We start from the raw sequence: 25,182 nt of genomic DNA, 5'->3' as shown, positions 1-25,182 counted from the left end.
ACCGCGAGCAGTCCCGCCAGGGGCCGAGTCCTCCTGCCTCCTACCGCAACGGCCGTGATATGACCCCCGATGAGCCCCCCTCCCCCAGCCGACCGCTCGACGGCGGGCAGGGCCTGAAGAACGCCCTGCGCCGGGTCTTCGACTCGCAGATCCCGAACTACGGCGACTACAACCTCGTGTTCGCGGCGCAGGCGGCCGCGCCCGACGCCCGGACGGCCTACGTGGTGGGCTACCGGTGGAAGCCGGCCGAGCTGATGATCGCCCCGGTGGACCTGGCCGGCATCACGGGGGCCGGGGTGCCCGTCGAGGTCAACATGACCAACCTCGCCCACGCACTGCAGTGGGACGAGGACCGGACCTTCGAAGTGGGCACCAGCACCGGGCGGATCTTCCGGTTCGGTGTCGCCGCGTCCCCCGTCCTCGACATCGGCCCCGGCACGGCACTGCACCTGGACCAGGAGGAGGACGTGACGGACTTCACGTCGTTCATGGACGCCTTCATCGGGATGGCCTGAGCCGCTCCCTGCCCCCGGACGGGGAGCCTCAGGCCCATGGCCCGCGCCGCGCGAGATTGACGGGTTCCCCGCCGCGGCCCAGCTGCTCGACCTGCCGGCGGAGCAGGGCGAGGATGCGGGGCGGGAACGCGTCGGTGTTGCCGCCCACGTGGGGCGTGATGATCGCACCGGGTGCGCTCCACAGCGGGTGCCCCGCGGGCAGCGGCTCCGGATCGACGACGTCGAGGGCCGCCCGGAGCCGGCCCGCCACCACCTCCCGGGTGAGCGCCGCGGTGTCGACCACCGCGCCCCGCGCGACGTTGACGACCAGCGCGCCGTCGGGCAGCGCCGCGAGCACCTCCGCCCCGACCAGCCCCCGCGTGGCCTCCGTGAGGGGCGTGATGACGATGACGACGTCGTGCTCCGGTGCGAGCCGGACGAGCTCGTCGCTGCCGTGGACATGGCCGACGGCGTCGTCGCGCGCCGTGCTGCCCACGCGGGTCACCTCCGCCTCGAAGGTGGCCAGCCGCCGTCGGATCTCCTCCCCGATCCCGCCGACGCCCACCAGCAGGACCCGCCGGTCCGCGAGGCCCGGGTACCGCGCGCTGTGCCACCGACCCTCGGCCTGCTGCCGCACGGCGTCGTCGATCCCCCGCAGCGACGCGAGGGCGAGGCCGACGGCGAGTTCGGCGGTGGCGGCCGCGTGGACGCCCGCGGCGGTGGCGATGGCCACGTCCGGGCCGACGAGCTCGGCCACGCCGTCGTAGCCGGTGGACTGCGTCTGGACGAGCACGAGGTTCGGCGCGGCGTCGAGCGCGCCGTCGAGGTGCGCGCGCCCCGTGTACGGCAGGACGACGGCGTCCAGCGCCGCCGGGTCGCAGCCCTCGGGCGGCGCCCGGAAGTCCCACAGCACGATGTCGACGCCGGCGGAGACGCCGGTCAGGGCGTCGCGCAGGTCGGCGGAGGGGACGCTCAGCGTGCGGACGGTCGGGTGCTCTGCGGCGGCGGGGATCGTCATGGCGCCAGCTTAGGGGGATCGGCGCGGCGCCGTCCCGCCGGCTCCCCCTGCCCGTGCGAACCGCAGGGGTGGACACCACCGGCGGCCCGCCCTAGGGTCGGACCATGTCAGCCGCCCGACGGCGACCCGCCCGCCTCCTCGCCCGGGCCCTCCCTGCGGCAGCCGTGCTCCTGCTGGCCGGCTGCTCCACCGCGGACACCGAACCGGATCCCCTGTACGCCGGGGCGTCCGCCACGCCCGGCGCGTCCGCGGGTCCCGCATCCCCCGCATCCGGCGCCTCCCCGGACGGTCCTCCCGCCGCGCTCCCTCGCCTCGCCCACGCCGGGGACGCCGCCACCGGGCTCGGCCTGCCCTGGTCCGTGGTGGTGCTGGGCGACGGCACCCTCCTCGTCTCCGAGCGGGAGACCGGCGAGATCCTGCGGATCAGCGGCACCGGCACCGAGGTGATCGGCAGCATCCCGGAGGCTGCGTCCGCCGGCGGTGAGGGAGGCCTGCTCGGACTCGCCGTCGGCGGGACGGGACGGGGTACCGGGCCGGCGGAGCCCGATGTCCTGTATGCCTACTACACGTCGGCCACCGACAACCGCGTGGTGCGCCTGCCGTGGGCCGACGGGCGGCTCGGCGCCCCGGAGCCGGTGCTGGACGGGATCCCGAAGGCCGAGATCCACAACGGCGGGCGGATCGCCGTCGGCCCCGACGGGCACCTCTACATCGGTACCGGCGATGCCGGGGTCCGTGAGCGGGCGCAGGACCCGGCGAGCCTCGGCGGGAAGATCCTCCGCGTCACGGCCGCCGGCGGCATCCCCGCGGACAACCCGACGCCGGGCTCGCCGGTGTACACCCTCGGCCACCGGAACGTACAGGGGCTCGCATGGGACTCCGCCGGCCGGCTCTGGGCCTCGGAGTTCGGCCCGGAGGTCGACGACGAACTGAACCTCGTGGTGCCCGGCGGGAACTACGGGTGGCCGGAGGTCACGGGCGCCCCGGGCGATCCCCGGTACACCGACGCCCAGGTGGTCTGGCCGTCCACGGCGGCGTCGTCGCCGAGCGGCATGGCGATCCTCGACGATGTCGCGTACATCGGCGGCCTGCGGGGGCAGCGGCTCTGGCAGGTCCCGCTCCGAGGGGGCACGGCGGGAGAACCCGCCAGCCGGTTCGACAGGCAGTTCGGGCGCCTGCGCGACGTTGCGGCCGGCGCCGACGGCTCGCTGCTCGTGGCCACCAACGAGACCGGCGGGGCGAGGATCCTGCGGATCGACAGGGGATCCGGGTGACGACGGGCAGGGAGGCATGCGGGTCGGAGCGCCGGTTTCATGTTTCGGCCGAACTGCTGGTAGAGTTTCATGCTGTTGCGGATGACCCGGAGGGCACGAGAACACCGGGAAGACGCCACGCACCTCTAGCTCAATTGGCAGAGCAATTGACTCTTAATCAATGGGTTCCGGGTTCAAGTCCCGGGGGGTGCACATCGAAGCCCCGTCCTTCAGGTCTCGCCGCCTGGGGGGCGGGGTTTCGTACGTCTACGCGCGGCTCCGGGTCCGCCCCCGGCTCCTCGTAGGGCGGCGGCGGCCGGGCCTACGATGGACGCGTGAACGATATCCTGTCCTTCGCCGGGAGCTACTGGTGGCTCGTCTTCCCGCTCTCGGGAGTGTTCGCCATCTGGGGCAAGTCCCTCTCCGAAGCGTCGGAGCGGCGGCACCAGCGGAAGATGGAGCTGTACCGCCTGAAGCATCCGGCAGCCGTCTCCGCGCCGGCCCCCGCGCCGCCCGAGGCGCAGCGCTCCCCGACGAGGACCCAGCGTGAGCACGTGCAGCGCATGCACGCGGAGGTCGACCGCCGGTGGCTGGCCTACGAGCTCGACGCCGCGAAACTCATCGACTACCCCATGATGACCGACGTCCGCGAGCCCCTGACGGTGGCGTTCCTGCGGGCCAAACGGGAGGCCGACGCGCTGCGGCCGGAGGACTCGACGTCGATCACGCCCGAGGAGCTGGCAGCCTACCGGTCGGCGGTCACCTCCTACGACGTCGCCTTCCAGATCGCCGAGACCGAGGCCCGGCGGGTCCGCGCGAGCGGGTTCAGCAGGGAGGAACGGCAGCGGCTGGAGACGGCGCGGCGGCTCGTGACCGTGGCCGTCGACGACGCCGCCACGGCGGCGGAGCGCCAGACCGCGTACCGGCGCGCCCGCCGTGAGCTCGACGGCCTGATCGTGCTGCCTGCCGCCACGGTCAGCTCCCTGGAGGAGAAGGTCGCCGGCGCGATCGGCCGGCGTCCGGAGCCCCCGGCGTCCTGAGAACCGCCGGGCCCTTCCCAGTGCCGCTCCCGAGGACGATAATCACTCCGTCCGGCACCAGGGCGTGGCCGACGAGCCACCCGACGAGAGGCGATTCCATGGCAGCGACGATCAACACGTACCTCAGCTTCAAGGACACCGCGAAGGAGGCCATGGACTTCTACCAGTCCGTGTTCGGCGGGGACCTGGAGCGCAGCACCTTCGGGGAGTTCGGCATGAGCGAGGACCCGGCCGAGCAGGACAAGATCATGCACTCGATGCTGACGACGCCGTCGGGCCAGGTGATCATGGCGGCCGATACCCCGAACAGCATGGAGTACACGGCCCCGGCCGGGCATTCGCTCTCGATCAGCGGCGACGACGAGCCCGAGATCCGCGGGTACTGGGACGCCCTCGCGGGCAGCGGCAGCGAGGTGCTCCCCCTCGCGCCGTCGCCCTGGGGCGACAGCTTCGGCATGTGTGTCGACCGCTTCGGGATCACCTGGATGGTCAACATCGCCGGCGCACCGGCGAACGACGGCGCACCGGCGGCGGCCTCCGGGTCGTCGCGGGAAACGGCTCGGAGTTAGCCCCGGGAAGCGGCCCCGCGGCAGGCGCGACCGGCGGCGGTGCCCCCGCGGGGACACCGCCGCCGGGTCCGTTCTACGCGGATGCTTCCTTGTTCACGTCGGTCGGCGAGTCGAACTCGCGGTCCGGGAGGTTCTCCAGCGTGCGGAGCACCGCGTCGTCGGCGCCCTTGTCCTTCGCGTGGCGGACGAGGTCGTCCTTCGACGCCGGGTAGTCCATGCCGCCGAGGGCCTTCTGGATGTCGATCGGGCTGGGATCTGCCATGTGGTGCTCCTTCGCTTCGATTCGGTTGCTGGTGCTGCCGGTAGGGCGGCACCGTCACTGGCCCAGGATCTCCCGGGCAGCGTCTGTGCCGCGGTCGGGCACCGTGGTGGGCGCCTCGAGGTGGACGGCTCCGGAGGGGATGATGCCCGCTCCGCCGTAGCGCTCCATCACGCGCCACTGGGCGGCGACGTCCTCCCCCGCATGCCCGGGCGGCAGCTGGTCCCAGAAGTCGAATCCGCCGCAATCCACCAGGGCTGCCCGATCGAACAGGACGCAGCCGCCCACCCAGGCCACGCGGTAGAGGCGCCATCCGCCCGGCGGGATCGCGAGGTCCGCGGCGGCGTGGGCGAGGTTGGCCGCGTTGTGCAGGGGCCAGCGTGCGAAGCCCTCCGCGCCGGAGCGGATGCGTTCGGGCCGCACCGCGTCGTCGGGCCAGAGGGCGAGTTCGCTCCGTTCGTCGGGCCGGTGGTCGTCGAGGTAGGACAGGCCCTGCACGGCGGAGCCCACGAAGCCGCAGCCGGCGACCCGCAGGGCGCGGCTCATGCGGTCCAGCGTTCCTGGTTCGAGCCAGACGTCGTCGTCCAGGAAGAGAACGAGCGGCGCCGCGGCCAGTCCCAGCAGGTGGTTCCGGTGCTCGGCGAGTCCCCGACGCGGCACGTGCCGTCCGAGCCGGACCGGCCGGCCCTGCGCCTCGAGGACGCGCACCATCGCACGGACGGCGGGCTGCTCGAACGACGCCGCCTCGCCGTCCGTCTGGTCGCTGACGGTGACGCGGAAGGCGCCGTCCTGGGCGGCGAGGCCGGCCAGCGTCACGGCGAGTTCCGCGGGACGGCCGGCCGTGGGAATCAGCACGTCGAGCTCGGGCTCCCCGGCGGAGGGCTCCAGACCCCACTCGCCCGACCAGCGCCGTGTCACGGTAGCTCCCCCGGCAGGGGGGTGGCCCGGATCCGGCGGACGACCTCCGCCGTGGAGCGCTCCGGGACGTAGTCGAGGATGCTGACGCGGCCGCCGCAGGCCTCCACGGCGGGTGTCTCCTCCAGCATCTGCGCGGTGTAGTCGCCGCCCTTGGCGTAGATATCGGGCTTCAGCTGCTCGATGAGCGGCACCAGGGTGTCGGTGGAGAAGACGGTCACGTAGTCGACGCAGCTGAGCGACGCGATGATGCCCGCGCGGTCGGCGATGGCGTTGATCGGACGGTCGGGGCCCTTGAGCCGGCGCACGCCGGCGTCGTCGTTCAGGGCGACCACGAGGACGTCCCCGAGTTGCTTCGCCTGGTCGAGGTAGCGCGTGTGGCCACGGTGCAGCACGTCGAAGCACCCGTTCGTGAGGACGATCCGCCTGCCCGCGGCGCGGTCGGCCTCCACCTTGCGCAGCAGCTCGGCGGTGGGCAGGGCCGTGTCGGCGAACTGCTGCAGGTGGCTCGTGAGGTCCGCCGTCGTGCACACGGAGGTGCCCGGGCGGTGGACGACGACGTCGGCGGCGGCCTGGGCGAGGTCCAGGCTCGTGGTGAGCGGGAGGCCGGCGGCGCGCGCGGCGGTGAGACTCGCGACGAACGTGTCCCCCGCGCCGGAGGCCTGCTTCTCCGTGGCGGGCCTGGCGTAGGTGCGGTGCTCCTCGCCGTCCTGGCCGAGCAGGACCGTGCCGTCGCGGTCCAGCGTCACGACGACGTTCACGGCGTTGGTCGCCGCGAGCAGGTCGCCGCGGTGTTCAGCCACGACGGCGGCCCGGTCCGTCCGCGGGTCGAGGCGCGTGCCGAGGACCTGGGCGGTCTCCTGGGCGTTCGGCGTGACGATGTCGGGGCGCAGCGCGGACCACGCCGCGGTGTCGTGCGCGTCGACCACGACGACCGCGCCGGGATCGAGGGTGGTCCGGCGAGCGAGGGCGGCGCGGACGTCCCCGTGCAGTGCCCCGGAGCCGTAGTCGCAGACGATGACGGCGTCCGCGCCCGCGACGGCCGCGGGGACCCGCGCCGCCAGCGCGGCGGTCGAGGCGGCGGGGAGGGCGTCGTGCGTGTCGTCGAGGCGCAGCATGACCTGGTCGCCGGCGAGGATGCGGTACTTGGTGGTGGTGCCGACACGGGGGTCCTGGACGAGGTCCGTGGTGTCCACGCCGGCATCCTCGAGGATGGCGCGCAGGCGGCGGCCGGCGTCGTCGTCCCCGATCAGCGCGCACATCCTCACCCGGGCACCGAGCGCTGCGAGGTTCACGGCCGTGTTCGCCGCGCCGCCCGCCGCGTACTCGCGGTGCGTGACGTCGACGACCGGCGCGGGTGCCTCCCGGCAGAACCGCTCGATGGTGCCGCTCCACCAGCCGTCGAGCATCGCGTCCCCGACCACCGTGACGGACGGCGCGCGGTCCGCGATGGCGGCGGGCACCCAGGCCGCGAGGCCCCGGACCTCCGCGAGGTCCCCGGGAGCGTCCCGGTCCTCCGGTGCGATGTCACCGGGGTGATGCTGTACGGCGTCGTCCATCAGGCCTCCCGCGGGGGTGCGCTGAGGTGCACGACCTTCACGAGGGCGAATTCGTCGAGCAGTTCGGGACCGTAGCCGAAGCCCGCACCGCTGATGCCGCGGGGCTGGGCGGAACCGCCCGGGGCGCCTCCGAACACGGCGTTGACCTTGACGGTCCCGACGGCGAGCCCGGCGATGGCCCGCTGGGCATGGGCGATGCTCCCGGTCAGGACGGACGCGGCGAGCCCGTAGGGCCCGGCGGCGGCGAGGCGGAGGGCGTCGTCGAAGCTGTCGACGACGGTCACGGGCGCCACGGGGCCGAAGGTCTCCTCCGTCATGACGCCCATGGCCTCCGTGCAGTCCGTGAGGACAGTGGCCGGGTACTGGGCACCGGCGCCCTCGGGGACGGCACCGCCCTCGAGGCACACCGCGCCCTGCTCGAGGGCCTCGGCGACCTGGCCGGCGACGGCGTCGCGCATGCGGCGGTCCACGAGCGGCGGGAAGGACCCGCTCGCGTTCCTGCCGCGGGCCTCCTCCGTCAACGCCGCGAGGAACGGTTCGGCGATGGGCCTGCACACGTAGATGCGCTCCACGGAGGTGCAGATCTGCCCGGCGTTCGCGAAGGCCCCGAGCGCCGCCTGCCCGGCCGCCCACACCGGGTCGACGTCGGCGTCGACGATCAGGGGGTCGTTGCCGCCGTTCTCGCGGATCACGTGGGCGCCGGTGAGGACCGCGGCGCGGGCGATCCGCGCGCCCGTGGCGCTGGAGCCCACATGCGCGAGGACGTCGACGTCCGCCTCCGCGGTGAGTTGCTGCCCCACTGCGGCGCCGCCCGTCAGGGTGGTGAGCACGCCGTCCGGGAAGGCCGGCTGCAGCAGGCGCCCCAGGAGCGCGCCTACGTGGGGGCAGCGTTCACTGGGTTTGTGGATGACCGTGTTGCCCGTGACGAGCGCCGCCCCGATCAGGCCGGCGGCCACCGCAACGGGATCGTTCCAGGGCGTCAGGAGCGCCGCGACGCCGCGCGGTTCGGCGACCGTGTAGTCGGTGGCGGTGACGGCGCCGCGCAGGCTGAGACCACGGTGGACGGGGCCGAGCTCCGCGTACTGCTCGAGCGTGGACACGGCCGCCTCGATGCCGCCCAGCGCATCCGCGGGGGGCTTGCCCGTCTCCCGGGTGTTGAGCTCGGCCAGTTCACGGGCGCCGTCGCGCAGCGCCGCGGCCGCGCGCCGGAGGGCTGCGCCGCGGTCGGCGGGGCTCGTGGCCGCCCACTCGGGCTGCACGGTCCGGGCGAGGGTGACGGCCAGGGAGATCTGCTCCCGCGTCGCGCAGGGCAGCGTGCCGACGGTCCGGCCGTCCCGGGGATCGAGGATGGTGATGGACTCGTCGTCACGCACCTGGAGCAGGGCGGGTGCCTGGGTGTTGATGGACATGGTGCTCCTCGCTGTCGAATGCCGTTCCGGCTGATCTACTCATCCCGTACCCCCCTCCGGCACGTTCACACAGGCGGCGGGCCGATTTCCCGCCCACGCGGTCATCAGCACGCTTAGCATATGGTGGCAGGAGAAGGAGCGGTGGCCCTCGCGATCCTCGCGAAAGAAGTGGACAGCGCACCCACGGGCAGCGGCAGGCGGACGGAGAGGACATCCATGCGGGACGGGACGACGACGGCGGACTTCGGCGGGCGGCAGGACACGGCGCGATCGGTTGGCCCCGTGCTCGAGCCGTTCCGGGACGTCCGGCGGATCGCGGTCCTGCGCGGTGGCGGCCTCGGGGACCTCATGTTCGCGATGCCGGCGATCGCCGCCCTCGCCGCCTGCTATCCCGACGCCGGCATCACGCTGCTCGGCATGCCCGGCCACGCGGCGCTGCTGAACGACCGGCCGGGCCCGGTGTCGGAGGTCCTGGAACTGCCCGTCTCCCCCGGCGTGCGCCCCGGGGAGGAGGTCCCGGGAGCCGTGGACGCCTTCTTCGCCGGGATCACGGGGTCCTTCGACCTCGCCGTCCAGCTGCACGGCGGCGGCCGCAACTCGAACCCGTTCCTCCTGCGGCTGGGTGCCCGCCACACGGTCGGCACCCGCACTCCCGACGCCGTGGCGCTGGAACGCACCGTCCCGTACGTGTACTACCAGCACGAGGTGTTCCGTGCCCTGGAGGTCGCCGGCCTGGCCGGGGCGGTGCCCGTGGACCTGGAACCGCGGGTGACGGTCGTCCCGGACGAGGTGGACCGCGCGGCGCGGCTGACCGGGGACGGCGCCGTCGTCGCCCTGCACCCCGGCGCCACGGACCCGCGCCGCCGATGGCCGGCGTCGTCGTTCGCCAAGGTGGCGGTGCGGGCCGCGGCCGACGGCTGCGAGGTGGTGGTGGTCGGGGACGCGACGGACGTACCGGCGGCCGAGGAGATCGTCCGCCTGGCGCTGGCCCAGGACCCGACGGCGGACGTCCGGTCGCTCGCGGGCGGGCTGTCGCTGGGCGAACTGGCCGGCGTGCTCGACCGCAGCGCCGTCCTGGTCGGCAACGACAGCGGTCCCCGGCACCTCGCGCAGGCCGTCGGGACACCCACGGTCGGCGTCTACTGGATCGGCAACGTCATCAACGCGGGGGCCGTGGGCCGCACCCTCCACCGCGTGCACTTCTCCTGGGTGACGCACTGCCCGGTCTGCGGCGTGGACGTCACCCAGGTGGGCTGGACGGCAGAACGCTGCGAGCACGATGACTCGCTCGTCGCGGCCGTCCAGCCCGGCGCCGTCTACGCGGACGTGGCGGAACTCAGGGCCACGAGCCTTCTTCTGCGTGGGCGATGACCATCTCGCGGATCTCGCAGCTCCTGGGCTGCGAGAGCGCGAAGAGGATCGCCTCGGCGACCCGCTCGGGATCGTTCAGGCGTGAGTCGTCCTGCGGCTTGTACTGCTCGTCGCGGTCGTCGAAGAAGCGCGTCTTCATGCCGCCGGGGATGATCGTCGTGACGCCGATCTGCCCGGCGGTCTCCGCGGCGAGGGCCTGCGAGAAGCCCATGACCCCGAACTTCGAGGCGCAGTAGGCCGTCGCGTCGCCGACGGCCTTGATGCCGAGCGTGGAGGCGATGGTGACCACGCGGCCGTGGGTCTTCTTCAGGTACGGGAGGGCGGCGCGGGCGGTGGACGCCGTGCCCATCAGGTTCACGCCGATCACCTTCTCCCACTCGTCGGCGGGCACGGTGTCGAGCGCGCCGCACCGGTCGATCCCGGCGGCGGTGACGACGGCGTCGAGCCCGTCCATCATCTCCGCGGCCTCGCGGACCGCGGTCTCGACGGCGTCGCGGTCGGCGACGTCGACCTCGAAGGCCTTGACGCCGGTGACGCGGCTGATGTCGCGGTCCAGCACCACGGGGGTGCCGCCGGCGGCGAGGACGCCCTGGACGATCGCCGCGCCGAGGCCTGAGCCTCCGCCGGTCACCAGGACGCGTCCCGGGTTGAAGCCGTTGCCGGGGGTGGTCGTCGTGTTCTCGGTCATCGTGTTCCTTTCGTAGCGTGCTCGGGGCCGGCCGGACGGGCCGGGGGGGTCAGCCGACGCGGGCGAGCGCGGCTGCCAGTTTCGTGGTGGAGCGGGCGGGGATGTAGGGGACGGTGACGGTCCGTCCGCCCCAGCTGCTCACGAGCGCGGCTTCGGGGAGGTCCTCCGCCGCGTAGTCTCCGCCCTTGACCCAGATGTCGGGCTGCAGGCGGGAGATGGCGTTCTCCGGCGTGGACTCGGAGAAGATCAGGACGGCGTCCACGCACCCGAGGGCCGAGAGCAGTTCCGCACGGTCCTCCTGCCTGATGATGGGCCGGTGCTCCCCCTTGAGTCCGCGCACCGACTCGTCCGAGTTGAGGCAGACGATCAGGCAGTCGCCGAGCCGGCGTGCCGCCGCGAGGGTCCGGGCGTGTCCGGCGTGGAGGAGGTCGAAGCACCCGCCGGTCGCGACGACGGTCCCGCCGGCCTCCCGCGTCCGCCGGGCGACGGCGAGGGCGTCGAGCCCGTCGACGGGCAGCTGCTGCGGCGCGTCCTCGCGCTGCCGGCCCATCGCGCCGACCCCGCCGGTGGCGAGGAAGTGCGCGGCGGCCTCGGTGGCCTGCTGAGCGGCGGCGTCGATCGTCGCGCCCCGGGCGAGTCCGAGGGCGAGCGCCGAGGCGAAGCGGTCGCCGGCACCGCAGGGGTCGGTGGCGCTGATCCGGGGTGCGGGCACCACCTGGGGCAGGAGGCCCGCCGCGGCGACGAGGGCCCCGTGGTCGCCCATGGTGACGATGACGGACCTGCTCCGCCAGTCCGCGAGCAGGACGTCGGCGGCCGCCGCGGCCGCCTGCGTCCCCGAGCCCCCGGTCCCGGTGAAGCGCAGGGCCTCCCCGAGGTTCGGGGTGACCGCGGCGACGCCGGGGACGGGCCGTGCACCGGAGGGGTGGGGGTCCCAGACCACGGGGACCGTCGCGGCGAGCGCCTCGAGGCGTGCGCGCAGCTGCTCGTTGGCGAGCAGGCCGCGGCCGTAGTCCGCCGCGATGATCGCGTCGGCCCCCTCGAGGGCGGCCAGCATCGCGTCGGTGGCCCCGGGCACGGGGGGTGTCGCGCAGCCCTCGTCGAACCGCACGACCGGCTGGCCGGAGGCACGGACCCTGGTCTTGACGGGCGTCGGTGCACCGGAGGGGCCGGCCACGACGGTCACGCCGTCGAGTTCGGCCTGCAGGAGCGCGGAAGCCTCGTCCTCCGCGAGGACGGTGACGAGGACGGCGTCGTGCCCGTCGGTGTGCAGCATGCGGGCCACGAGGCCCGCTCCCCCGGCGCGGCGCAGCACGGTGTCGACGTCGACGACGGGCACGGGCGCGTCGGGCGACAGCCGTCCGGCGCCGCCGGAGAGGTCCGTGTCGAGCAGGACGTCCCCGACCACCACGATCCTCATCGCTGCTCCTGGCGTCGGCGGTGCACCTCGGCGTCGAACGCCCGGCACATCGCGTGCAGGGCGATCAGGTGGCCCTCCTGCGCGTTGGCGGACTGCGCGTCGACCGCGACGAAGTCGTCCACGCAGTCGGTCAGCGGGTTGGGCCCGGCACCGGTGAGCGCCCACGTGGTGACACCGGCCGCGCGGGCGGCGTCGACGGCGTGCAGGAGATTGGGGCTCCTGCCGCTGGTGCTGAGGAGCACGAGGATGTCCCCGGGCCGGCCGTGCGCGCTGACCTGGCGGGCGAACATGCGGTCGAACCCGTAGTCGTTGGCGATCGCCGTGACCGCCGAGCTCTCCGCGTGGAGCGAGATCGCGGAGAACGGTTCGCGTTCGCCGTCGAACCGGCCGACGAGCTCGGCCGTGAGGTGCTGGGCCTCGGCGGCGGAACCGCCGTTGCCGGCCGCGAGGAGCCGCTGGCCTGCCAGGAGGCGGTCCGCCATCTCCACGCCCCAGCCGGCTAGGGTGCCGGCGTTGCGGGCGAGGGATTCGAGGGCCGGCGTGACGGCCCGGAGGTGGTCCAGGACGAGTCGTCGCGAGTCCTCCTGCACGGTGTCGGTCATGACGTCGGGCCGGATGCCGGCCTGGCTGTCGGCCTGGATGTCCGTGAGATGCGTGGTCACAGTGCCCTGCCTCCTGTGCTTTCGAGTCGGCGCGCGGCGCTCCGCCGCGCGGTGGCCGGTCCTGCGGGTGCTGCTGCGGCGAGGGCCGCCTGGTAGGCCTTCTCCGTGTCGGCCGCGATGCGGCTCCACGAGTAGCGGGCCTTCACCCGGCGGTACCCTTCGTCGCCGAGTTCCCGGGCCCAGTCCGGATCGCCGAGGATGTCGGCGACGGCCGCGGCGATGGCCGCCGGGTCCTGCGGCGGCACGTGCAGTCCGGTCGTGCCGTCCACGACGGTGTCCACGAGGCCGCCGACGGCCGCGGCGATCACGGGGACGCCGCACGCCATCGCCTCGAGCGGGACGATCCCGAAGGGCTCGTACCAGGGGGCGCAGACCACGGCGTCGGCACTGCGGAGCACGGCGGGCATCTCCGCGCGGGACACCTGGCCACGCAGGACCACCCGGTCGGCGACACCGAGGTCGGCGGCGAGCGCGCGGAGGCGCTGCGCCTCGGGGTCGTCCTCGAGCCCGGTCGAGCTGGCGGCGCCGCCCACGATGAGGAGTTCGACGTCGGCGCGGCCGAGGTCGGCGAGCTCGCGCAGGGCTCGGATGACGAGGTCCATGCCCTTCCGCGGGACGAGGCGTCCCACGCTCACGATGCGATGGGCGCGTGCGCGGTCCTCCACGGGTCCGTGCGGCGTGAACAGCTCGACGTCGACGCCGCAGGGGGCGATCGACACGCGGCTGCCCGGGACGCCCATGGCCTTGAGCTCGAACACCTCGTCCGAGCACGTCGCCACGATGCGGTCGGCGCTGCGGCCCACCATCGCCTCGAGCATGAGCCGCTCGGACGGGCTCGTGTCCTCGGCTCCCTGGTGGCGGCGCTTGACGGTGCCGAGGGCGTGGAAGGTCTGGACGACCTGGACGGGCCGGCCCGCGGCGCGCGAGCGCCCGGCGGCGTCGAGCGCGGCGAGCCCCGACATCCAGAAGTGGCCGTGCACGATGTCCGGGGGTTCCTGCCCCCAGTCCTCCACGATGCCCTCGGCCAGCTCCCCCATGTGCGGCAGCAGCAGGTCCTTCGGGACGTTCCGCACCGGGCCTGCGGTGATGTGCACGACCTCCAGGCGCGGGTCGGTGCGGACCCGGTCCGGCAGGGCCGGGTCGTCACGCCGCGTGTAGACCGTCACCTCGTGTCCCCGGCGGGCCAGGGCGAGGGACAGCTCGGCGACGTGGACGTTCTGCCCTCCGGCGTCGACACCCCCCAGGGCGGCGAGCGGACTGGCGTGCTCCGACACCATCGAGATCCTCATCGGGCCTTCCTTTCTGTTACCGCCAGGACACGGTGCCGCGTCGGTTCCTGTTCCAGGACGTCGTCCCAGTCGGCCAGGAACCGGGCGAGCCCGTATCGTGCGAGTGCGGCGTCCCGTGCGGCGAGTCCCCGGGCGCGGGCGTCGTCGGGGTCGGCGATGAGGTGTGCCGCCATGCGGAGGAGGTCGTCGACGCTCGTCGAGATGGCCCCGGCCTCGGGAGGCACCGCGCGCGCCGCCTCCGTGGTCGCGAGGGCGAGCACCGGGAGCCCGACGTGCATTGCTTCGAGGAGCGAGAGCCCGAGGGAGGTCCAGCGCAGCGGGTGGACGTAGGCCCGGGACCGACCGAGCCGTGCGTGCAGCTGGGCCATGGGCAGGTCACCGCCGATGCGCAGTTCCCCCGGCGCCAGGTCGAGGGCGTCGGCGAGCCCGTCGGTCCCCATCCCGAAGACCTCCAGCGGTGCGACGCCTGCGAAGCGGGGCAGGAGGTCCGTGCCGGTGATGCGCCCGCGGCGCACGGGCTCGTTGATGACGGCGGCCAGCTGCTCGAGTTCGCCGGTGTAGAGGTAGCCGGGGTCCACGATCCCGTGCTCGATCACCGTGGTGCTCGCACCGCCGTTGTCCCAGAAGAGGGCGTTGAAGTGGGTGACGTGGACGATCGGGATGTCCGTCTGGCCCGCCAGCGGGTGGACCGTGCCGACGACGTCCCGGCGGGGCGTGTTGTGCTCGAGGAAGACTGCCGGGAGGTCACGGCCCGGGGTGCGCCCCAGGAGCCGTTCGCACTCGGCGATCTCCTCTACCCGCTGCAGGACGACGACGTCGATGCCGGCATCGGCGAGCGCCGAGGGTGCGGCCTCGACGACGGAGTCCGGCCAGTCGCGGCCCGCCCGTCCCAGGCCCCAGGCCCCGCCGTCCGGCGTGGTCGGCAGCACGTACGTGTGCTCTCCCCTCACGAACGCGTCGGTCCACCCTCCGTGGACGTGCCACAGCAGGATCCTCATCGGTGCCCCCTCGTTGGTCGGCGGCCCTCGGTGCGGCCGATGCTGCGGCGTGAGCCGAGCGACGATATCCCGGAGCTGAGCCGGCGGACGGCATCCACGACGTCCTCCGGGGAGACGCCGGACAGGCAGGGGTGCCCCTGGACGGGGCAGATACGGGCACGGCTGAGCGCGCAGGCCGCGTCCTGGTCCCCGAGCAGTTCCACGGGCACGCGATAGGGAGCCCACCGCACCGCCGGGACCACGGGGGAGAACAGGCAGACGACGGGGGTGCCGACCGCGGCCGCCAGGTGCGCCGGGCCCGTGTTGCCGGTGATGACGGCGGACGCCCCGGCCAGGACGGATCCCAGCGTGGCGAGGTCGGTCCGGCCGCCGAGGTCCAGCGCCTCGGGTCCCGCGACGGTGGACGTCAGATCGGTCTCGTCCGGGCCGCCCGTGACGACCACCCGGAAACCGGAGGCGGTGAGGAGCTCGACGGCCGCCGCATGGTGCAGGGGCGGCCAGGCGCGGGCGGGCACGGAGGCACCGGGGTGGACGACGACGTACGGTCCGTGGCCCACGAGGTCCGAGGCATCGGTGAGGCCCGCGACCTGCAGCCGGCCGTCGTCGCCGGGGGGCAGGGCGTATCCCGCCGCCTCCGCGATGCCGAGCGCACGTTCCGCTTCCGGCTGGTCCTCCGGGAAGTCCTCGCCGGGCTTGAGCCGCACGTCGAGGAGCGATCCGGCGTAGTCGACGGACGCGCCGGCGATCCGTTGGACGCCGGCGAGCCGGAGCTGCAGGGCGAGCGGCAGGGGCGACTGGTGGAAGGAGGTCAGGAGCACGGCCTCGTCCACGGCGACCGCCTCGACGGAGTCGTGCAGTTCGGCCATCAGTTCGGGCGTGGGCCGGGGGGCGGGGTCCACGATCCAGGGAGCGGACCAGACCACGACGTCGACGACGCCCGGCAGCAGCCGGGCCGCGGCGGCGCCCTGCGGCCCGCAGAGCATGACGACGTCGTTCGGGGAGTCCCCGTGGTCCCCCGCGGCGATGGCCCGGACGGCCGGGCCGGCGAGGAGGACGTCGCCCGCGCTGTCGAGGCGGGCGACGAGGACCCGGCGCCTCACGGGGCGACCGTCCACAGCAGGTCGACGGCCTCGGCGAGGTCACGGGCGACGGCGGGCGCCGAGCGGATCTCGTCCTCGAGCGTGATGTCGGTGGGGACGAGGACGGCGCGGGCACCGGCTGCGGCCGCGGCCCCCATGTCGGCGCCGATGTCCCCGATCACGGCGACCTCCGCGGGCTCCAGGCCCAGCCGGGCGCTGGCCGCGAGGACCATCCCCGGGGCGGGCTTCCGGCACCCGCAGGCGTCGTCGGCCCCGTGGGGGCAGAGCTCCCAGACGTCGAACGGCCCGAGCAGTTCCTCGACGCGGGCGTTGACGGCGTCGACCTGCTCGCGGGTGACGAGGCCCCGGGCGATCCCCGACTGGTTGGTCACCACGCCCACGGGGATACCGCGGGAGCGCAGGCCGTCGAGGACCCCGCGGGCCCCGGGCATGGGCTGCACGAGCGTGGGGTCACCGTTGTAGGGGACGTCCACGACGATCGTCCCGTCGCGGTCGAACAGGACAGCCCGGGGAGCTGTCCGCGTGGGTCCGGCCGATGTATGCATACAGGCTTAGTGCCCGGGAAGGAGCAGTACTAAACACTTTCCGCCGAACTTCTTCTCCGGGGCCCTGCAGGGCGGGCAGGGATCCTCTGGCAGGATTGTCCGCATGACACCCGAGGGCACCAGCACCGCAGGCACGTCCGCTCGACCGTCCGGGCAGACGTCGCGGTCCGTCCCGGCGTCGACGCCGGCACCGGATGGGCGCCCCGAGATCCTGGCGCTGCGGGCCCTGAAGCTCGGCGACCTGCTCGTGGCGGTGCCCGCCCTGAAGGGCCTGCGGCGTGCCTTCCCGGAGTACCGCATCCTCTACGCCGCGCAGGAATGGCTGCGGCCGATCATCCCGCTCACCGACGCCGTCGACGACCTGCTGCCCACCCACGGCCTCGACGACCCGCTGCCCATCGAGCACGGGCGGATCGACCTCGCCGTGAACCTCCACGGGAGCGGCGGGGAGAGCAGGGGCCGCCTCCAGGAGATCGGCGCACGACGCCGGATGGGACACCGCTCGCCCGGCTGGGACGGTCCCCCGTGGCGCGACGGCATCCTCGAGCGGGAGCGGTGGGCGTCGCTCATGACCTGGCACGGCGTCCCCGCCGATCCGCTGGACTGCCGGCTGCGCGTGCCCGACGTCGGGAACCCCGCCCCGGGCGCCGTCGTCGTGCATGTGGGCGCCGCGTACGGAAGCCGGCTCTGGCCGGTGGAACGGTTCGCCGCGGTGGCGCGGGTCCTCGCCGCCGCCGGGCACCGGGTCGTGTTCACCGGCAGCGCGAAGGAGCGCCCGCGTGCGCTCGCTGTCGCCGACGCCGCCGGCCTGCCGGCGGAATCGGTCGCCGCGGGGTCCCTGCCGCTCGACGCCTTCGCGGGCCTCGTCGCGGGAGCGTCCCTCGTGATCTCGGCCGACACGGGGGCCGCCCATCTCGCCTCGGCCTACGCGCGGCCCTCCGTGGTGCTGTTCGGGCCGGCGCCGGCGTCCGAGTGGGGGCCCCCTCCCGGTCCCCACACGGTCCTCACCGACGAATCGCTGAGGGTCGGCGAGACGTTCTCCCCGACCCCGGACCCGGCCCTGATGGCCGTGACGGTCGATCAGGTGCTGGCCGCGGCGGCCGACCACGGCATCTCCTAGGGGAACTCGCCTAGGCGATCTTTTCCTAGGAGATCTTTTCCTAGGCGATACTCGACCGCGCGGACTGCCCGGCCTCGGCGGCGGCACCGAGGAGGCGCTTCTGCAGCTTCACGAGGATGCGCGCCAGTGCCCGCGAGACCTGCATCTGGGACATGCCGAGCTCGTCGCCGATGCCCTGCTGGGTCTGCTCCATGAAGTACCGGCGGTAGAGCAGTTCCTTCTCGCCGCTGCCCAGTTCGTTGACGGCTCCGCGCAGGGAGATCATGTCGTCGCTGCGGTCCGTCCCGCCGGAGTCGCCCGCCAGGGTCTCGGCCCACGTCCGCCCGTCCAGGGGCGCGTCCAGCGAGACCGGCCGGAGGCTCGTCGAGGACACCTGCGCCTCGAGGACCTTCGCCTCCGGCCGGCCGAGTTCGAGGGCGAGCTCCCGGGCGGTGGCCTCGCGTCCGAGCCGCTGCGCCATGGCGGGAGCCGTCCGGGCGATCTCCGTGCGGAGATCCTGCACATCCCGCGGCGGCCGGACCACCCAGCAGGAATCACGCAGGTAGCGCTTGATCTCACCGCTGATCGTCGGGACAGCGAAGGAGGCGAACGGGACACCGAGCGCCGGATCGAAGCGCTGCACGGCCTTGATCAGTCCCAGGTAGGCGACCTGGCGGATGTCCGGCGCCTCGGGGCCGCTCATCGCGAAGGACCGCGCCACCGATTCGGCGATGTCCAGGTGGCGCAGGGCGATATCGTCCTGCAGGGCCGCCTTGAGGGGCCCCTCCTGGGCGGCGCGGCCTGCCGGTCGGCCCCTCGCAGCCGCGCCGGTGGGGCGCCCCGGGCGGACCAGGGCGGTCGGCTGGTCTTCGACGGTTCTCTGCATGCTGTTCTCCGATGGGCGCTGGACACTCACGACTCCCAACAAAACATCAGCAAGCTTAGTACGCAAACGGGCCGGACCGACAGGGGGGAATCGGCCGGGGTCTTCCCATTTCCGCCGCGTGGATGTAAAGCACGGTGGAGCGCGTCATCGGCAGGCCCCCGTCATCGTCCTTCCACCCGCGTCGTCCTGTTGCGGCGACCGGTCCGTGCTGGGAGGATCACAGCGAAATCACTGCAGGACCACTGCAGGATCGCTCCACTCGGGTGAAGAGGGGGTTGTCCATGAACTGGACACTGGAGGTCGTGATCGTGCCGGTCGCCGACATCGACCGCGCCAAGGACTTCTATTCGGACGCACTGGGCTTCGTCGTCGACCACGACACCACCCTGAGCCCTGGGAACCGGCTCGTCCAGCTCACGCCGCCAGGCTCCGGGTGCTCGATCGTGATCGGCGAGGGGGTCGTGCCCCGGATGACTCCGGGCTCCCTCCAGGGACTCCAGCTGGTCGTCCCGGACCTGGTCCGGGCGCACGCGCAGCTGGTGGAGCGCGGCGTCGACGTCGGCGACATCCAGGTGATGGGCGGTGACCCGGATGCGGCGCGGCAGGGCGGGCCGGCGCTCGACAACGTGGGCTTCGTGTTCTTCAGCGATCCTGACGGCAACGGCTGGGCGGTGCAGCAGATCTCAGCGCGGGCCTGACGCCCTGGTCCGAGCGCCGACCGACGGAGCGACTCGGGTCAGCTGGGCACGGTCGCGGCGGGCCCGGCGGCGTCGGTCGCATCGGCGGCGACGCCGTCGACCGCTCCTGCCGCCGTGTAGTTCCAGCGCGGCGCGCCGAGCTGCCGGATGACGGCCTGCAGGTGGTTCCGCAGTTCCTCGGAGACGAGCCCTCCCCCGGGGACGAGGGTTCGTTCGATGTCCTCGGACGCCTCGAGGACCTGGCGGCCGGCGGGCGAGATCGAGACCATGTGCGAGCGCCGGTCCAGGTCGTTCCGCACGCGCGTCACGTGGCCCTTGGACTCGAGCCGGGCGAGGGTCTTGCCCATCGTCTGCGCCTGCACCCGCACGATCTGGGCGAGGCTGGCCTGCGTCATGGCACCCTGGTCCGCGAGGACGCCGAGGGCGATCAGGCCGGCGTGGGTCACGCCGATGTCCACGAGGCGCTCGTTCCATGCGTGCTCGACCAGACGCGCCGCTGTCGTCAGCAGTCGGCCGGTGGGCCATTGCTCCAGATCGGGCATAGAACCGTGCACTTCCTCTCGCTCGGCGGACCGTCGGCCGCCGTCGGCGTCGGACCTTCCACCTATGATAGCTAGGCCGGACCGTCCATCTCTCCACCCGGGCCGGCGGGGCCCCTGTCACGTGACGGGTCCCCCACTGCCGCCGTCCAACCATCCTGTCAGGAGTATCCATGGCGCAACGACTGGCCCCGGGCGATCGTGCCCCCGATTTCACGCTCACGGATGCCTCCGGGGAGGACGTGACCCTGTCCTCGCTGACGGGCAGCAGCGTGGTGGTGTACTTCTATCCCGCCGCCGCCACCCCGGGGTGCACCACCGAGGCCTGCGACTTCCGCGACAGCCTCGCCTCGCTCGGGGCCGCCGGCTACCGGGTGCTGGGCATCTCCCCGGACCCGGTGCGGAAACTGGCCGCCTTCTCGGAGCAGGAGTCGCTCGCCTTCCCCCTCCTCTCGGACGAGGACCACGCGGTCGCGGAGGCCTACGGCGCCTGGGGCGAGAAGAAGAACTACGGGAAGACCTACGAGGGCCTCATCCGCTCCACCGTGGTCGTCGACGCCGAGGGGAACGTCGCAGTGGCCCAGTACAACGTGCGCGCCACCGGCCACGTCGCGAAGCTGCGCCGCGACCTCGGGATCGACCGGTAGGAAGTCCTTCGCCACCCTGGGCCGCGGCCGGGTGGCACTACAGTGAAGGACAGGGCATGCCCCCGCATGGACGGCATCCCGAGCGCGAGTGGCGGAATTGGCAGACGCGCTGGATTTAGGTTCCAGTGTCTTCGGACGTGGGGGTTCAAGTCCCCTCTTGCGCACCGGCAGCACCATCAGCACCGGCGATGCACGCCGGTTCCGGACCGGTCCTCGGAGCCCCGCCGGGCAGCCCCCGGCGGGGCTTTCCTGTGCCCTGACTGGTCCGTGCTCCATCGCCGCAGGTCACGCGCCGGTCGCCGGATCGCCGCCGGACGAATCCTCTTTCCACATCCCACCCATCCGCCTCTCGGGCACGCCCGAAGTACCTCCGAGACATCGACACGATGTGTTTCACACGACAGTCAGTGACCCGGGCATCCACCGGGTCGAAAGCTACGGAGGAAATCCCATGGAAATCATCAAGCGCCGGAACCTGTCCATCCTCGGGATCGCGGCAGTCTCGATGTTCGGTCTCGCGGCCTGCGGCGGCGGCACCGACACGTCGTCCGAGGCCGCCCCGAGCAGCATGGCCGACGAGACCAGCATGGCCGAGGAGACCGGCATGGCCAGCGAGTCCCCCTCGATGGAAGCCGGCATGAGCCCCTCGGCGTCCGCCGACGCCACGATGGATCCCGCAGCCAACCTGGTCGGCCCCGGCTGTGCCGGCTACGCCGAGAAGGTTCCCGACGGCGCCGGGTCCGTGGCCGGCATGGCCCTCGACCCCGTCGCCACCGCGGCCGGCAACAACCCCATCCTGACCCAGCTGACCGCTGCCGTCTCCGGCGGGATCAACCCGGACGTCGACCTCGTCGACACCCTCAACGGCGGCGAGTTCACGGTCTTCGCGCCGGTCGACGACGCCTTCAAGGCACTGCCGGCCGCGACCGTCGAAGGCCTCAAGACCGACACCAAGGGCCTCAGCGACATCCTGACCTACCACGTCGTCCCGGGCAAGATCCAGCCGTCCGAGCTCGAAGGCACCATGCAGACCACTGTCCAGGGTGCGGAAGTCGAGGTCACCGGTTCCGGCCAGGAGCTCCAGGTCAACGGTGCCAACGTGATCTGCGGCGGCGTCCAGACCGCGAACGCCGTCGTCTACCTGGTCGACACCGTCCTCACGCCCCCCGCCGGCTGAGGACCCCCGACCTCCCCGGCCCACTCCTCTAACGTGGTCCGGGGATCACGGACGGACCCTCCCACCCGCAGGGTGAGGGGGTCCGTCCCTGTGTCCGGGCCACCGCGGGTGCTGGGCGGCAGGGACAGGACCATCGCCTACACTGGGGCTTTCCAGCCACCGGACCACGACGGACCGGTACCCCTGCCCTTCGGAGATCAACGCCTGTGAAGAACCCTGCCGCGCGCCCCGCCCGCCACGGACGGGCGACCCACGGCGCGGCACGTCTGGCGGTGGTGGCCGTCCTCGTCTCCGCGGCCCCCCTCGTCTCCTGCACCGGCGGCCAGGTCCCCCCGCCGGCGCCCGCCCCGACGACGGCGCCTCCGGCCACGGATGCCGCCACCTTCACCTTCGGGACGGCCGCGCACCCGCGGACCCTCGACCCGGCGCTCGCGAACGACACCGAGTCCTACCGCGTCAGCCAGCAGGTCCTGGAAGGACTCGTCGGCGTCGACCCGCTGACGTCCGAACCGACGCCGCTGCTGGCCGAATCTTGGCGGGAGACCGACGACGGGCGATCCTACGAATTCACGCTGCGGGACGACGTCGTCTTCCAGGACGGCGAGCCGTTCGACGCCGCGGCCGTGTGCACCAACTTCGACCGCTGGTACACGCTCCCCGAGAGCGCGCGGACCGGGACGAGCAGGCTGCCCTTCGAGACAGTGTTCAAGGGCTACTCCGACGACCCCGCGGTGAGCCTCTACAAGGACTGCACGGCGACCTCGCCCACCACCGTGGACCTCCGGCTCACCTCACGGATCACGGGGCTGATCCCCGCCCTCGCCTCCCCCGCCTTCGGCATGTCCTCCCCCGCAGCGCTCGAGGCCGGGGCAGCGGACGAGCTGGCCGAGTCGCGGGACGGCACCGCCATCTCGCGCTACGGCCAGGCGCCCGTCGGGACCGGTCCCTTCCGCTTCGACTCCTGGGCGGACGGGGACGTCGAGCTCTCCTTCTTCGACGGGTACTGGGGTGAACGCGGCGAGGTGGAGCGTGTGGTGTTCACGACGATCTCCAACCCCGACTCCCGGGCACGCGCCCTGACCTCGGGCCGGATCGACGGCTACGACTTCGTCTCCGTGGACAGCGCCGTCGACCTCGCCCGGAACGGGCTCCAGTTCCTGCAGCGCGACCCCTACTCCGTGCTCTACCTCGGCCTGAACCAGGGCTTCCCCGGGGTGGACGACCTCCTGTTCCGCGAGGCCGTCGCCCACGCCATCGACAAGGACGCGCTCATCGACGGCCGCTTCCTGAACGGGACCAAGCCGGCGCGCCAGTTCATCCCCGAGAAGCTCGGCGTGAGCAACGACACCGTCGAGGACTACGGCTACGACGCCGACCTCGCCCAGGACCTGCTGGAGCGCTCCGGGTACGACGGCCGCGAGCTGCCCTTCTACTACCCGCGCAACGTCTCCCGTGCCTACCTGCCGTCCCCCGAGAAGGCCTACGCCGAGCTGAGCCGGCAGCTGACCGAGGCCGGCTTCAACATCAAGCCGGTGCCCGTCGAATGGGGTGGCGGCTACGTCGAGGCGGTCCAGCAGTCCGGGGACCGGGCGTTCCACCTGCTCGGGTGGAGCGGCAGCTACCAGGATCCCGACAACTTCGTGGGTGCGCTCTTCGGTATGTACTCGGAGGAGTTCGCGTACGAGGACCCGCAGCTGTTCAGCAAGATCAACCGGGCGCGGGGGCTGCCGGCCGGCGAGGACCGCACCGCGGCGTACGCCGACATCAGCTCCCAGATCTCCGCGAGGATCCCGGCCGTCCCTCTGGCCTTCCCGATCTCCGCGCTGGCGATGAGCGCACGCGTCACCAGCTACCCCGTGAGCCCCGTCCTGAACGAGGTCTTCAACCGCATCGACCTGGCCGGCGTCGAGCCCCGACCGACGCCGTCCGGCTGAGCCGCGCGCTGCACCGTCGCTGCGGGCGCCACGGCGTCCGGGCGATTTAAGTTCGGTCACCCGCAGACGCTACGCTTTGTCTGCTAGTGACCTCGCGACTGGAGACTCCGTTGACCACAATCCATCAGGGCACGCCCGCCAAGACCACCGACGTCGTCCTGATCGGTGGCGGGATCATGAGCGCCACCCTCGGTGCCTTCCTCCGGCAGCTGCAGCCCGAGTGGGACATCTCCCTCTTCGAACGGCTCGACGTCGCCGGTCTCGAGAGCTCCGACCCGTGGAACAACGCAGGTACCGGCCACTCGGCCCTGTGCGAGCTGAACTACTCGCCCGCCGGCAAGGACGGGTCCGTCGACCCGGCGAAGGCCGTCGCCATCAACGAGCAGTTCCAGGTGTCGCGGCAGTTCTGGTCGCACATGGTGTCCGAGGGGCACATCGGCGACCCCCGCACGTTCATCAACCCCGTGCCGCACATGAGCTTCGTCTGGGGCCAGGCCAACGCGGAGTACCTGCGCCGGCGCTACGACGCGCTCAGCCCGCAGCCGCTGTTCAGCACCATGGAGCACAGCGAGGACCACGACACCATCGCCGGGTGGACCCCTCTCGTGATGGAGGGCCGCAACCCCACCCAGCCCGTCGCCGCGTCCCGCGTGGAGGGCGGCACCGACGTCGACTTCGGCGCGCTCACCCGTCAGCTCACCGCCTACCTCGAGGGGACCGGCGTCGACCTGCACTACGGCTTCGACGTCCTCGACGTCGCCCGGGCGAGCGACGGCCGGTGGGACGTCACGGTGAAGAACAAGGCCACCGGGGAGAAGAGCACCGTCACCACGAGGTTCGTCTTCATCGGCGCCGGCGGCGGAGCGCTCCACCTGCTGCAGCGCACCGGCATCCCCGAGGGCCGCGGGTTCGCGGGCTTCCCGGTCTCGGGCCAGTTCCTGCGCTGCACCGATCCGGACCTCGTGGGCCGTCACAACGCCAAGGTCTACGGCCAGGCGTCCGTCGGCGCCCCGCCGATGTCCGTCCCGCACCTGGACACCCGCTACGTCCAGGGCGAGCGCTCGCTGCTGTTCGGCCCGTATGCGGGCTTCTCCACCAAGTTCCTGAAGCGCGGCTCCTACCTCGACCTGCCGACGTCGATCCGCCCGTCGAACCTCGTGCCGATGCTCGCCGTCGCCAAGGACAACATGTCCCTGACGAAGTACCTCATCACGGAGGTCCTCAAGAACCGGGACGCGAAGAACGACGCCCTCACGGACTTCCTCCCCCTGGCCCAGGGCGGCAGCTGGGAACTGATCTCCGCGGGCCAGCGTGTACAGGTCATCAAGAAGTCCCCCGGGAAGGGCGGCGTCCTGCAGTTCGGGACCGAGGTCATCACGTCCTCGGACGGTTCCGTCGGGGCGCTGCTCGGCGCTTCTCCCGGAGCATCCACCGCGGCGCCGATCATGGTGGAGCTGCTCAGGCGGTGCTTCCCGGGCAAGATGTCCGACTGGGAGCCGAAGCTCAAGGAGATGCTGCCCGGGTACGGCGTCAAGCTCAACGAGAACGAGTCCCTGGCCGCCGAGGTGCAGTCGCTGACCGACCGGGTGCTCAAGCTCAAGTAACCCCGACGGAGC

General features: G+C 72.9%; 25 protein-coding genes and 2 tRNA genes. 13 read left to right on the top strand and 14 right to left on the bottom strand.

The annotated features are described in order from the left end of the window. Nucleotides 1–59 precede the first annotated feature (59 nt). Nucleotides 60–515 (top strand): hypothetical protein, encoded by a 456-nt coding sequence (locus ACX80P_RS00850; RefSeq protein WP_459276138.1) that lies wholly within the window; start codon nt 60–62, stop codon nt 513–515. A gap of 28 nt (nt 516–543) precedes the next feature. Here ACX80P_RS00850 and ACX80P_RS00845 read toward each other — a convergent pair whose 3' ends face one another. Next, nucleotides 544–1,512, bottom strand: a complete 969-nt coding sequence (locus ACX80P_RS00845; protein WP_459276137.1) for a 2-hydroxyacid dehydrogenase — start codon at nt 1,510–1,512, stop codon at nt 544–546. Nucleotides 1,513–1,616: 104 nt separating this feature from the next. Between ACX80P_RS00845 and ACX80P_RS00840 the strand changes: the two genes are divergently transcribed. The 4 genes from ACX80P_RS00840 (at nt 1,617) to ACX80P_RS00825 (ending at nt 4,374) form a co-directional block, all read left to right on the top strand. Then, nucleotides 1,617–2,786, top strand: a complete 1,170-nt coding sequence (locus ACX80P_RS00840) for a PQQ-dependent sugar dehydrogenase (protein ID WP_459276136.1) — start codon at nt 1,617–1,619, stop codon at nt 2,784–2,786. Between the two features lie 119 nt (nt 2,787–2,905). Then, nucleotides 2,906–2,978: transfer RNA gene (locus ACX80P_RS00835), tRNA-Lys, on the top strand. Nucleotides 2,979–3,100: 122 nt separating this feature from the next. Then, complete coding sequence (locus ACX80P_RS00830) at nt 3,101–3,805, top strand: hypothetical protein (protein WP_459276135.1); 705 nt, start codon at nt 3,101–3,103, stop codon at nt 3,803–3,805. Nucleotides 3,806–3,903: 98 nt separating this feature from the next. Beyond that, nucleotides 3,904–4,374 carry a VOC family protein gene (locus tag ACX80P_RS00825; RefSeq protein ID WP_459276134.1) on the top strand — a complete coding sequence of 157 codons (471 nt, stop codon included), beginning with the start codon at nt 3,904–3,906 and terminating at the stop codon, nt 4,372–4,374. Nucleotides 4,375–4,447: 73 nt separating this feature from the next. Here the strand turns inward: ACX80P_RS00825 and ACX80P_RS00820 are convergent, their stop codons facing one another. Genes ACX80P_RS00820 through ACX80P_RS00805 form a run of 4 tightly spaced genes read right to left on the bottom strand, consistent with a single transcriptional unit; the run spans nt 4,448 to nt 8,516 of the window. Next, nucleotides 4,448–4,636, bottom strand: a complete 189-nt coding sequence (locus tag ACX80P_RS00820; RefSeq protein ID WP_459276133.1) for a DUF2795 domain-containing protein — start codon at nt 4,634–4,636, stop codon at nt 4,448–4,450. 54 nt (nt 4,637–4,690) lie between these two features. Then, nucleotides 4,691–5,551 carry a glycosyltransferase family A protein gene (locus ACX80P_RS00815; protein ID WP_459276132.1) on the bottom strand — a complete coding sequence of 287 codons (861 nt, stop codon included), beginning with the start codon at nt 5,549–5,551 and terminating at the stop codon, nt 4,691–4,693. Next, on the bottom strand, nt 5,548–7,107 hold the full coding sequence (locus ACX80P_RS00810) for a PfkB family carbohydrate kinase (RefSeq protein WP_459276131.1): 1,560 nt from the start codon (nt 7,105–7,107) through the stop codon (nt 5,548–5,550). Before ACX80P_RS00810 ends, ACX80P_RS00815 begins: the two co-directional genes overlap by 4 nt. Then, complete coding sequence (locus ACX80P_RS00805; protein WP_459276130.1) at nt 7,107–8,516, bottom strand: aldehyde dehydrogenase family protein; 1,410 nt, start codon at nt 8,514–8,516, stop codon at nt 7,107–7,109. Before ACX80P_RS00805 ends, ACX80P_RS00810 begins: the two co-directional genes overlap by 1 nt. Before the next feature lie 216 nt (nt 8,517–8,732). Between ACX80P_RS00805 and ACX80P_RS00800 the strand changes: the two genes are divergently transcribed. Beyond that, nucleotides 8,733–9,887: a glycosyltransferase family 9 protein gene (locus ACX80P_RS00800; protein ID WP_459276773.1), complete on the top strand. Its 1,155-nt coding sequence runs from the start codon at nt 8,733–8,735 to the stop codon at nt 9,885–9,887. Here ACX80P_RS00800 and ACX80P_RS00795 read toward each other — a convergent pair. Genes ACX80P_RS00795 through ACX80P_RS00765 form a run of 7 tightly spaced genes read right to left on the bottom strand, consistent with a single transcriptional unit; the run spans nt 9,853 to nt 16,586 of the window. After that, the gene (locus ACX80P_RS00795; RefSeq protein ID WP_459276129.1) at nt 9,853–10,575 is read right to left on the bottom strand and encodes an SDR family oxidoreductase; all 723 of its coding nucleotides are present in this window, start codon (nt 10,573–10,575) and stop codon (nt 9,853–9,855) included. The two genes, ACX80P_RS00800 and ACX80P_RS00795, sit on opposite strands and share 35 nt — an antisense overlap. A gap of 49 nt (nt 10,576–10,624) precedes the next feature. Beyond that, nucleotides 10,625–11,992 (bottom strand): PfkB family carbohydrate kinase, encoded by a 1,368-nt coding sequence (locus ACX80P_RS00790; RefSeq protein WP_459276128.1) that lies wholly within the window; start codon nt 11,990–11,992, stop codon nt 10,625–10,627. Continuing rightward, complete coding sequence (locus ACX80P_RS00785) at nt 11,989–12,594, bottom strand: D-sedoheptulose-7-phosphate isomerase (RefSeq protein WP_459276772.1); 606 nt, start codon at nt 12,592–12,594, stop codon at nt 11,989–11,991. The genes ACX80P_RS00790 and ACX80P_RS00785 overlap by 4 nt, the downstream gene beginning before the upstream one ends. Nucleotides 12,595–12,650: 56 nt before the next feature. After that, nucleotides 12,651–13,943, bottom strand: coding sequence for a glycosyltransferase (locus ACX80P_RS00780; RefSeq protein WP_459276127.1), 1,293 nt, complete (start codon nt 13,941–13,943; stop codon nt 12,651–12,653). Then, nucleotides 13,940–14,941, bottom strand: coding sequence for a glycosyltransferase (locus tag ACX80P_RS00775; RefSeq protein WP_459276126.1), 1,002 nt, complete (start codon nt 14,939–14,941; stop codon nt 13,940–13,942). The genes ACX80P_RS00780 and ACX80P_RS00775 overlap by 4 nt, the downstream gene beginning before the upstream one ends. Continuing rightward, nucleotides 14,938–16,041: a glycosyltransferase family 9 protein gene (locus ACX80P_RS00770; protein ID WP_459276125.1), complete on the bottom strand. Its 1,104-nt coding sequence runs from the start codon at nt 16,039–16,041 to the stop codon at nt 14,938–14,940. The genes ACX80P_RS00775 and ACX80P_RS00770 overlap by 4 nt, the downstream gene beginning before the upstream one ends. Further along, the gene (locus ACX80P_RS00765) at nt 16,038–16,586 is read right to left on the bottom strand and encodes a D-glycero-alpha-D-manno-heptose-1,7-bisphosphate 7-phosphatase (protein WP_459276124.1); all 549 of its coding nucleotides are present in this window, start codon (nt 16,584–16,586) and stop codon (nt 16,038–16,040) included. Before ACX80P_RS00765 ends, ACX80P_RS00770 begins: the two co-directional genes overlap by 4 nt. Before the next feature lie 103 nt (nt 16,587–16,689). Here ACX80P_RS00765 and ACX80P_RS00760 point away from each other — a divergent pair, with 103 nt between their 5' ends. Next, nucleotides 16,690–17,706, top strand: coding sequence for a glycosyltransferase family 9 protein (locus ACX80P_RS00760; RefSeq protein WP_459276123.1), 1,017 nt, complete (start codon nt 16,690–16,692; stop codon nt 17,704–17,706). Between the two features lie 40 nt (nt 17,707–17,746). On the opposite strand, the gene ACX80P_RS00755 is transcribed toward ACX80P_RS00760, so the two are convergent. Continuing rightward, the gene (locus ACX80P_RS00755) at nt 17,747–18,571 is read right to left on the bottom strand and encodes a sigma-70 family RNA polymerase sigma factor (RefSeq protein WP_459276122.1); all 825 of its coding nucleotides are present in this window, start codon (nt 18,569–18,571) and stop codon (nt 17,747–17,749) included. A gap of 281 nt (nt 18,572–18,852) precedes the next feature. Here ACX80P_RS00755 and ACX80P_RS00750 point away from each other — a divergent pair, with 281 nt between their 5' ends. Next, nucleotides 18,853–19,269, top strand: coding sequence for a VOC family protein (locus ACX80P_RS00750; RefSeq protein WP_459276121.1), 417 nt, complete (start codon nt 18,853–18,855; stop codon nt 19,267–19,269). Nucleotides 19,270–19,307: 38 nt separating this feature from the next. Here ACX80P_RS00750 and ACX80P_RS00745 read toward each other — a convergent pair whose 3' ends face one another. Beyond that, the gene (locus ACX80P_RS00745; protein WP_459276120.1) at nt 19,308–19,811 is read right to left on the bottom strand and encodes a MarR family winged helix-turn-helix transcriptional regulator; all 504 of its coding nucleotides are present in this window, start codon (nt 19,809–19,811) and stop codon (nt 19,308–19,310) included. A 170-nt stretch (nt 19,812–19,981) separates the two neighbouring features. On the opposite strand from ACX80P_RS00745, the gene bcp reads away from it, so the two are divergent. From bcp to ACX80P_RS00720, 5 genes are all read left to right on the top strand, one after another. Continuing rightward, nucleotides 19,982–20,455, top strand: a complete 474-nt coding sequence (gene bcp, locus ACX80P_RS00740) for a thioredoxin-dependent thiol peroxidase (RefSeq protein ID WP_459276119.1) — start codon at nt 19,982–19,984, stop codon at nt 20,453–20,455. 82 nt (nt 20,456–20,537) lie between these two features. Then, nucleotides 20,538–20,619, top strand: a tRNA-Leu gene (locus ACX80P_RS00735). 287 nt (nt 20,620–20,906) lie between these two features. Continuing rightward, nucleotides 20,907–21,632 (top strand): fasciclin domain-containing protein, encoded by a 726-nt coding sequence (locus tag ACX80P_RS00730; protein ID WP_459276118.1) that lies wholly within the window; start codon nt 20,907–20,909, stop codon nt 21,630–21,632. A 206-nt stretch (nt 21,633–21,838) separates the two neighbouring features. Then, nucleotides 21,839–23,566 (top strand): ABC transporter substrate-binding protein, encoded by a 1,728-nt coding sequence (locus ACX80P_RS00725; RefSeq protein ID WP_459276117.1) that lies wholly within the window; start codon nt 21,839–21,841, stop codon nt 23,564–23,566. Between the two features lie 119 nt (nt 23,567–23,685). After that, a complete protein-coding gene (locus tag ACX80P_RS00720) occupies nt 23,686–25,170 on the top strand; it encodes a malate:quinone oxidoreductase (RefSeq protein ID WP_459276771.1) in 1,485 nt (494 codons plus the stop codon). Nucleotides 25,171–25,182 lie beyond the last annotated feature (12 nt).

The organism is Arthrobacter arabinosi (assembly GCF_054511115.1).
This window is presented reverse-complemented; position numbering and strand designations above follow the sequence as displayed.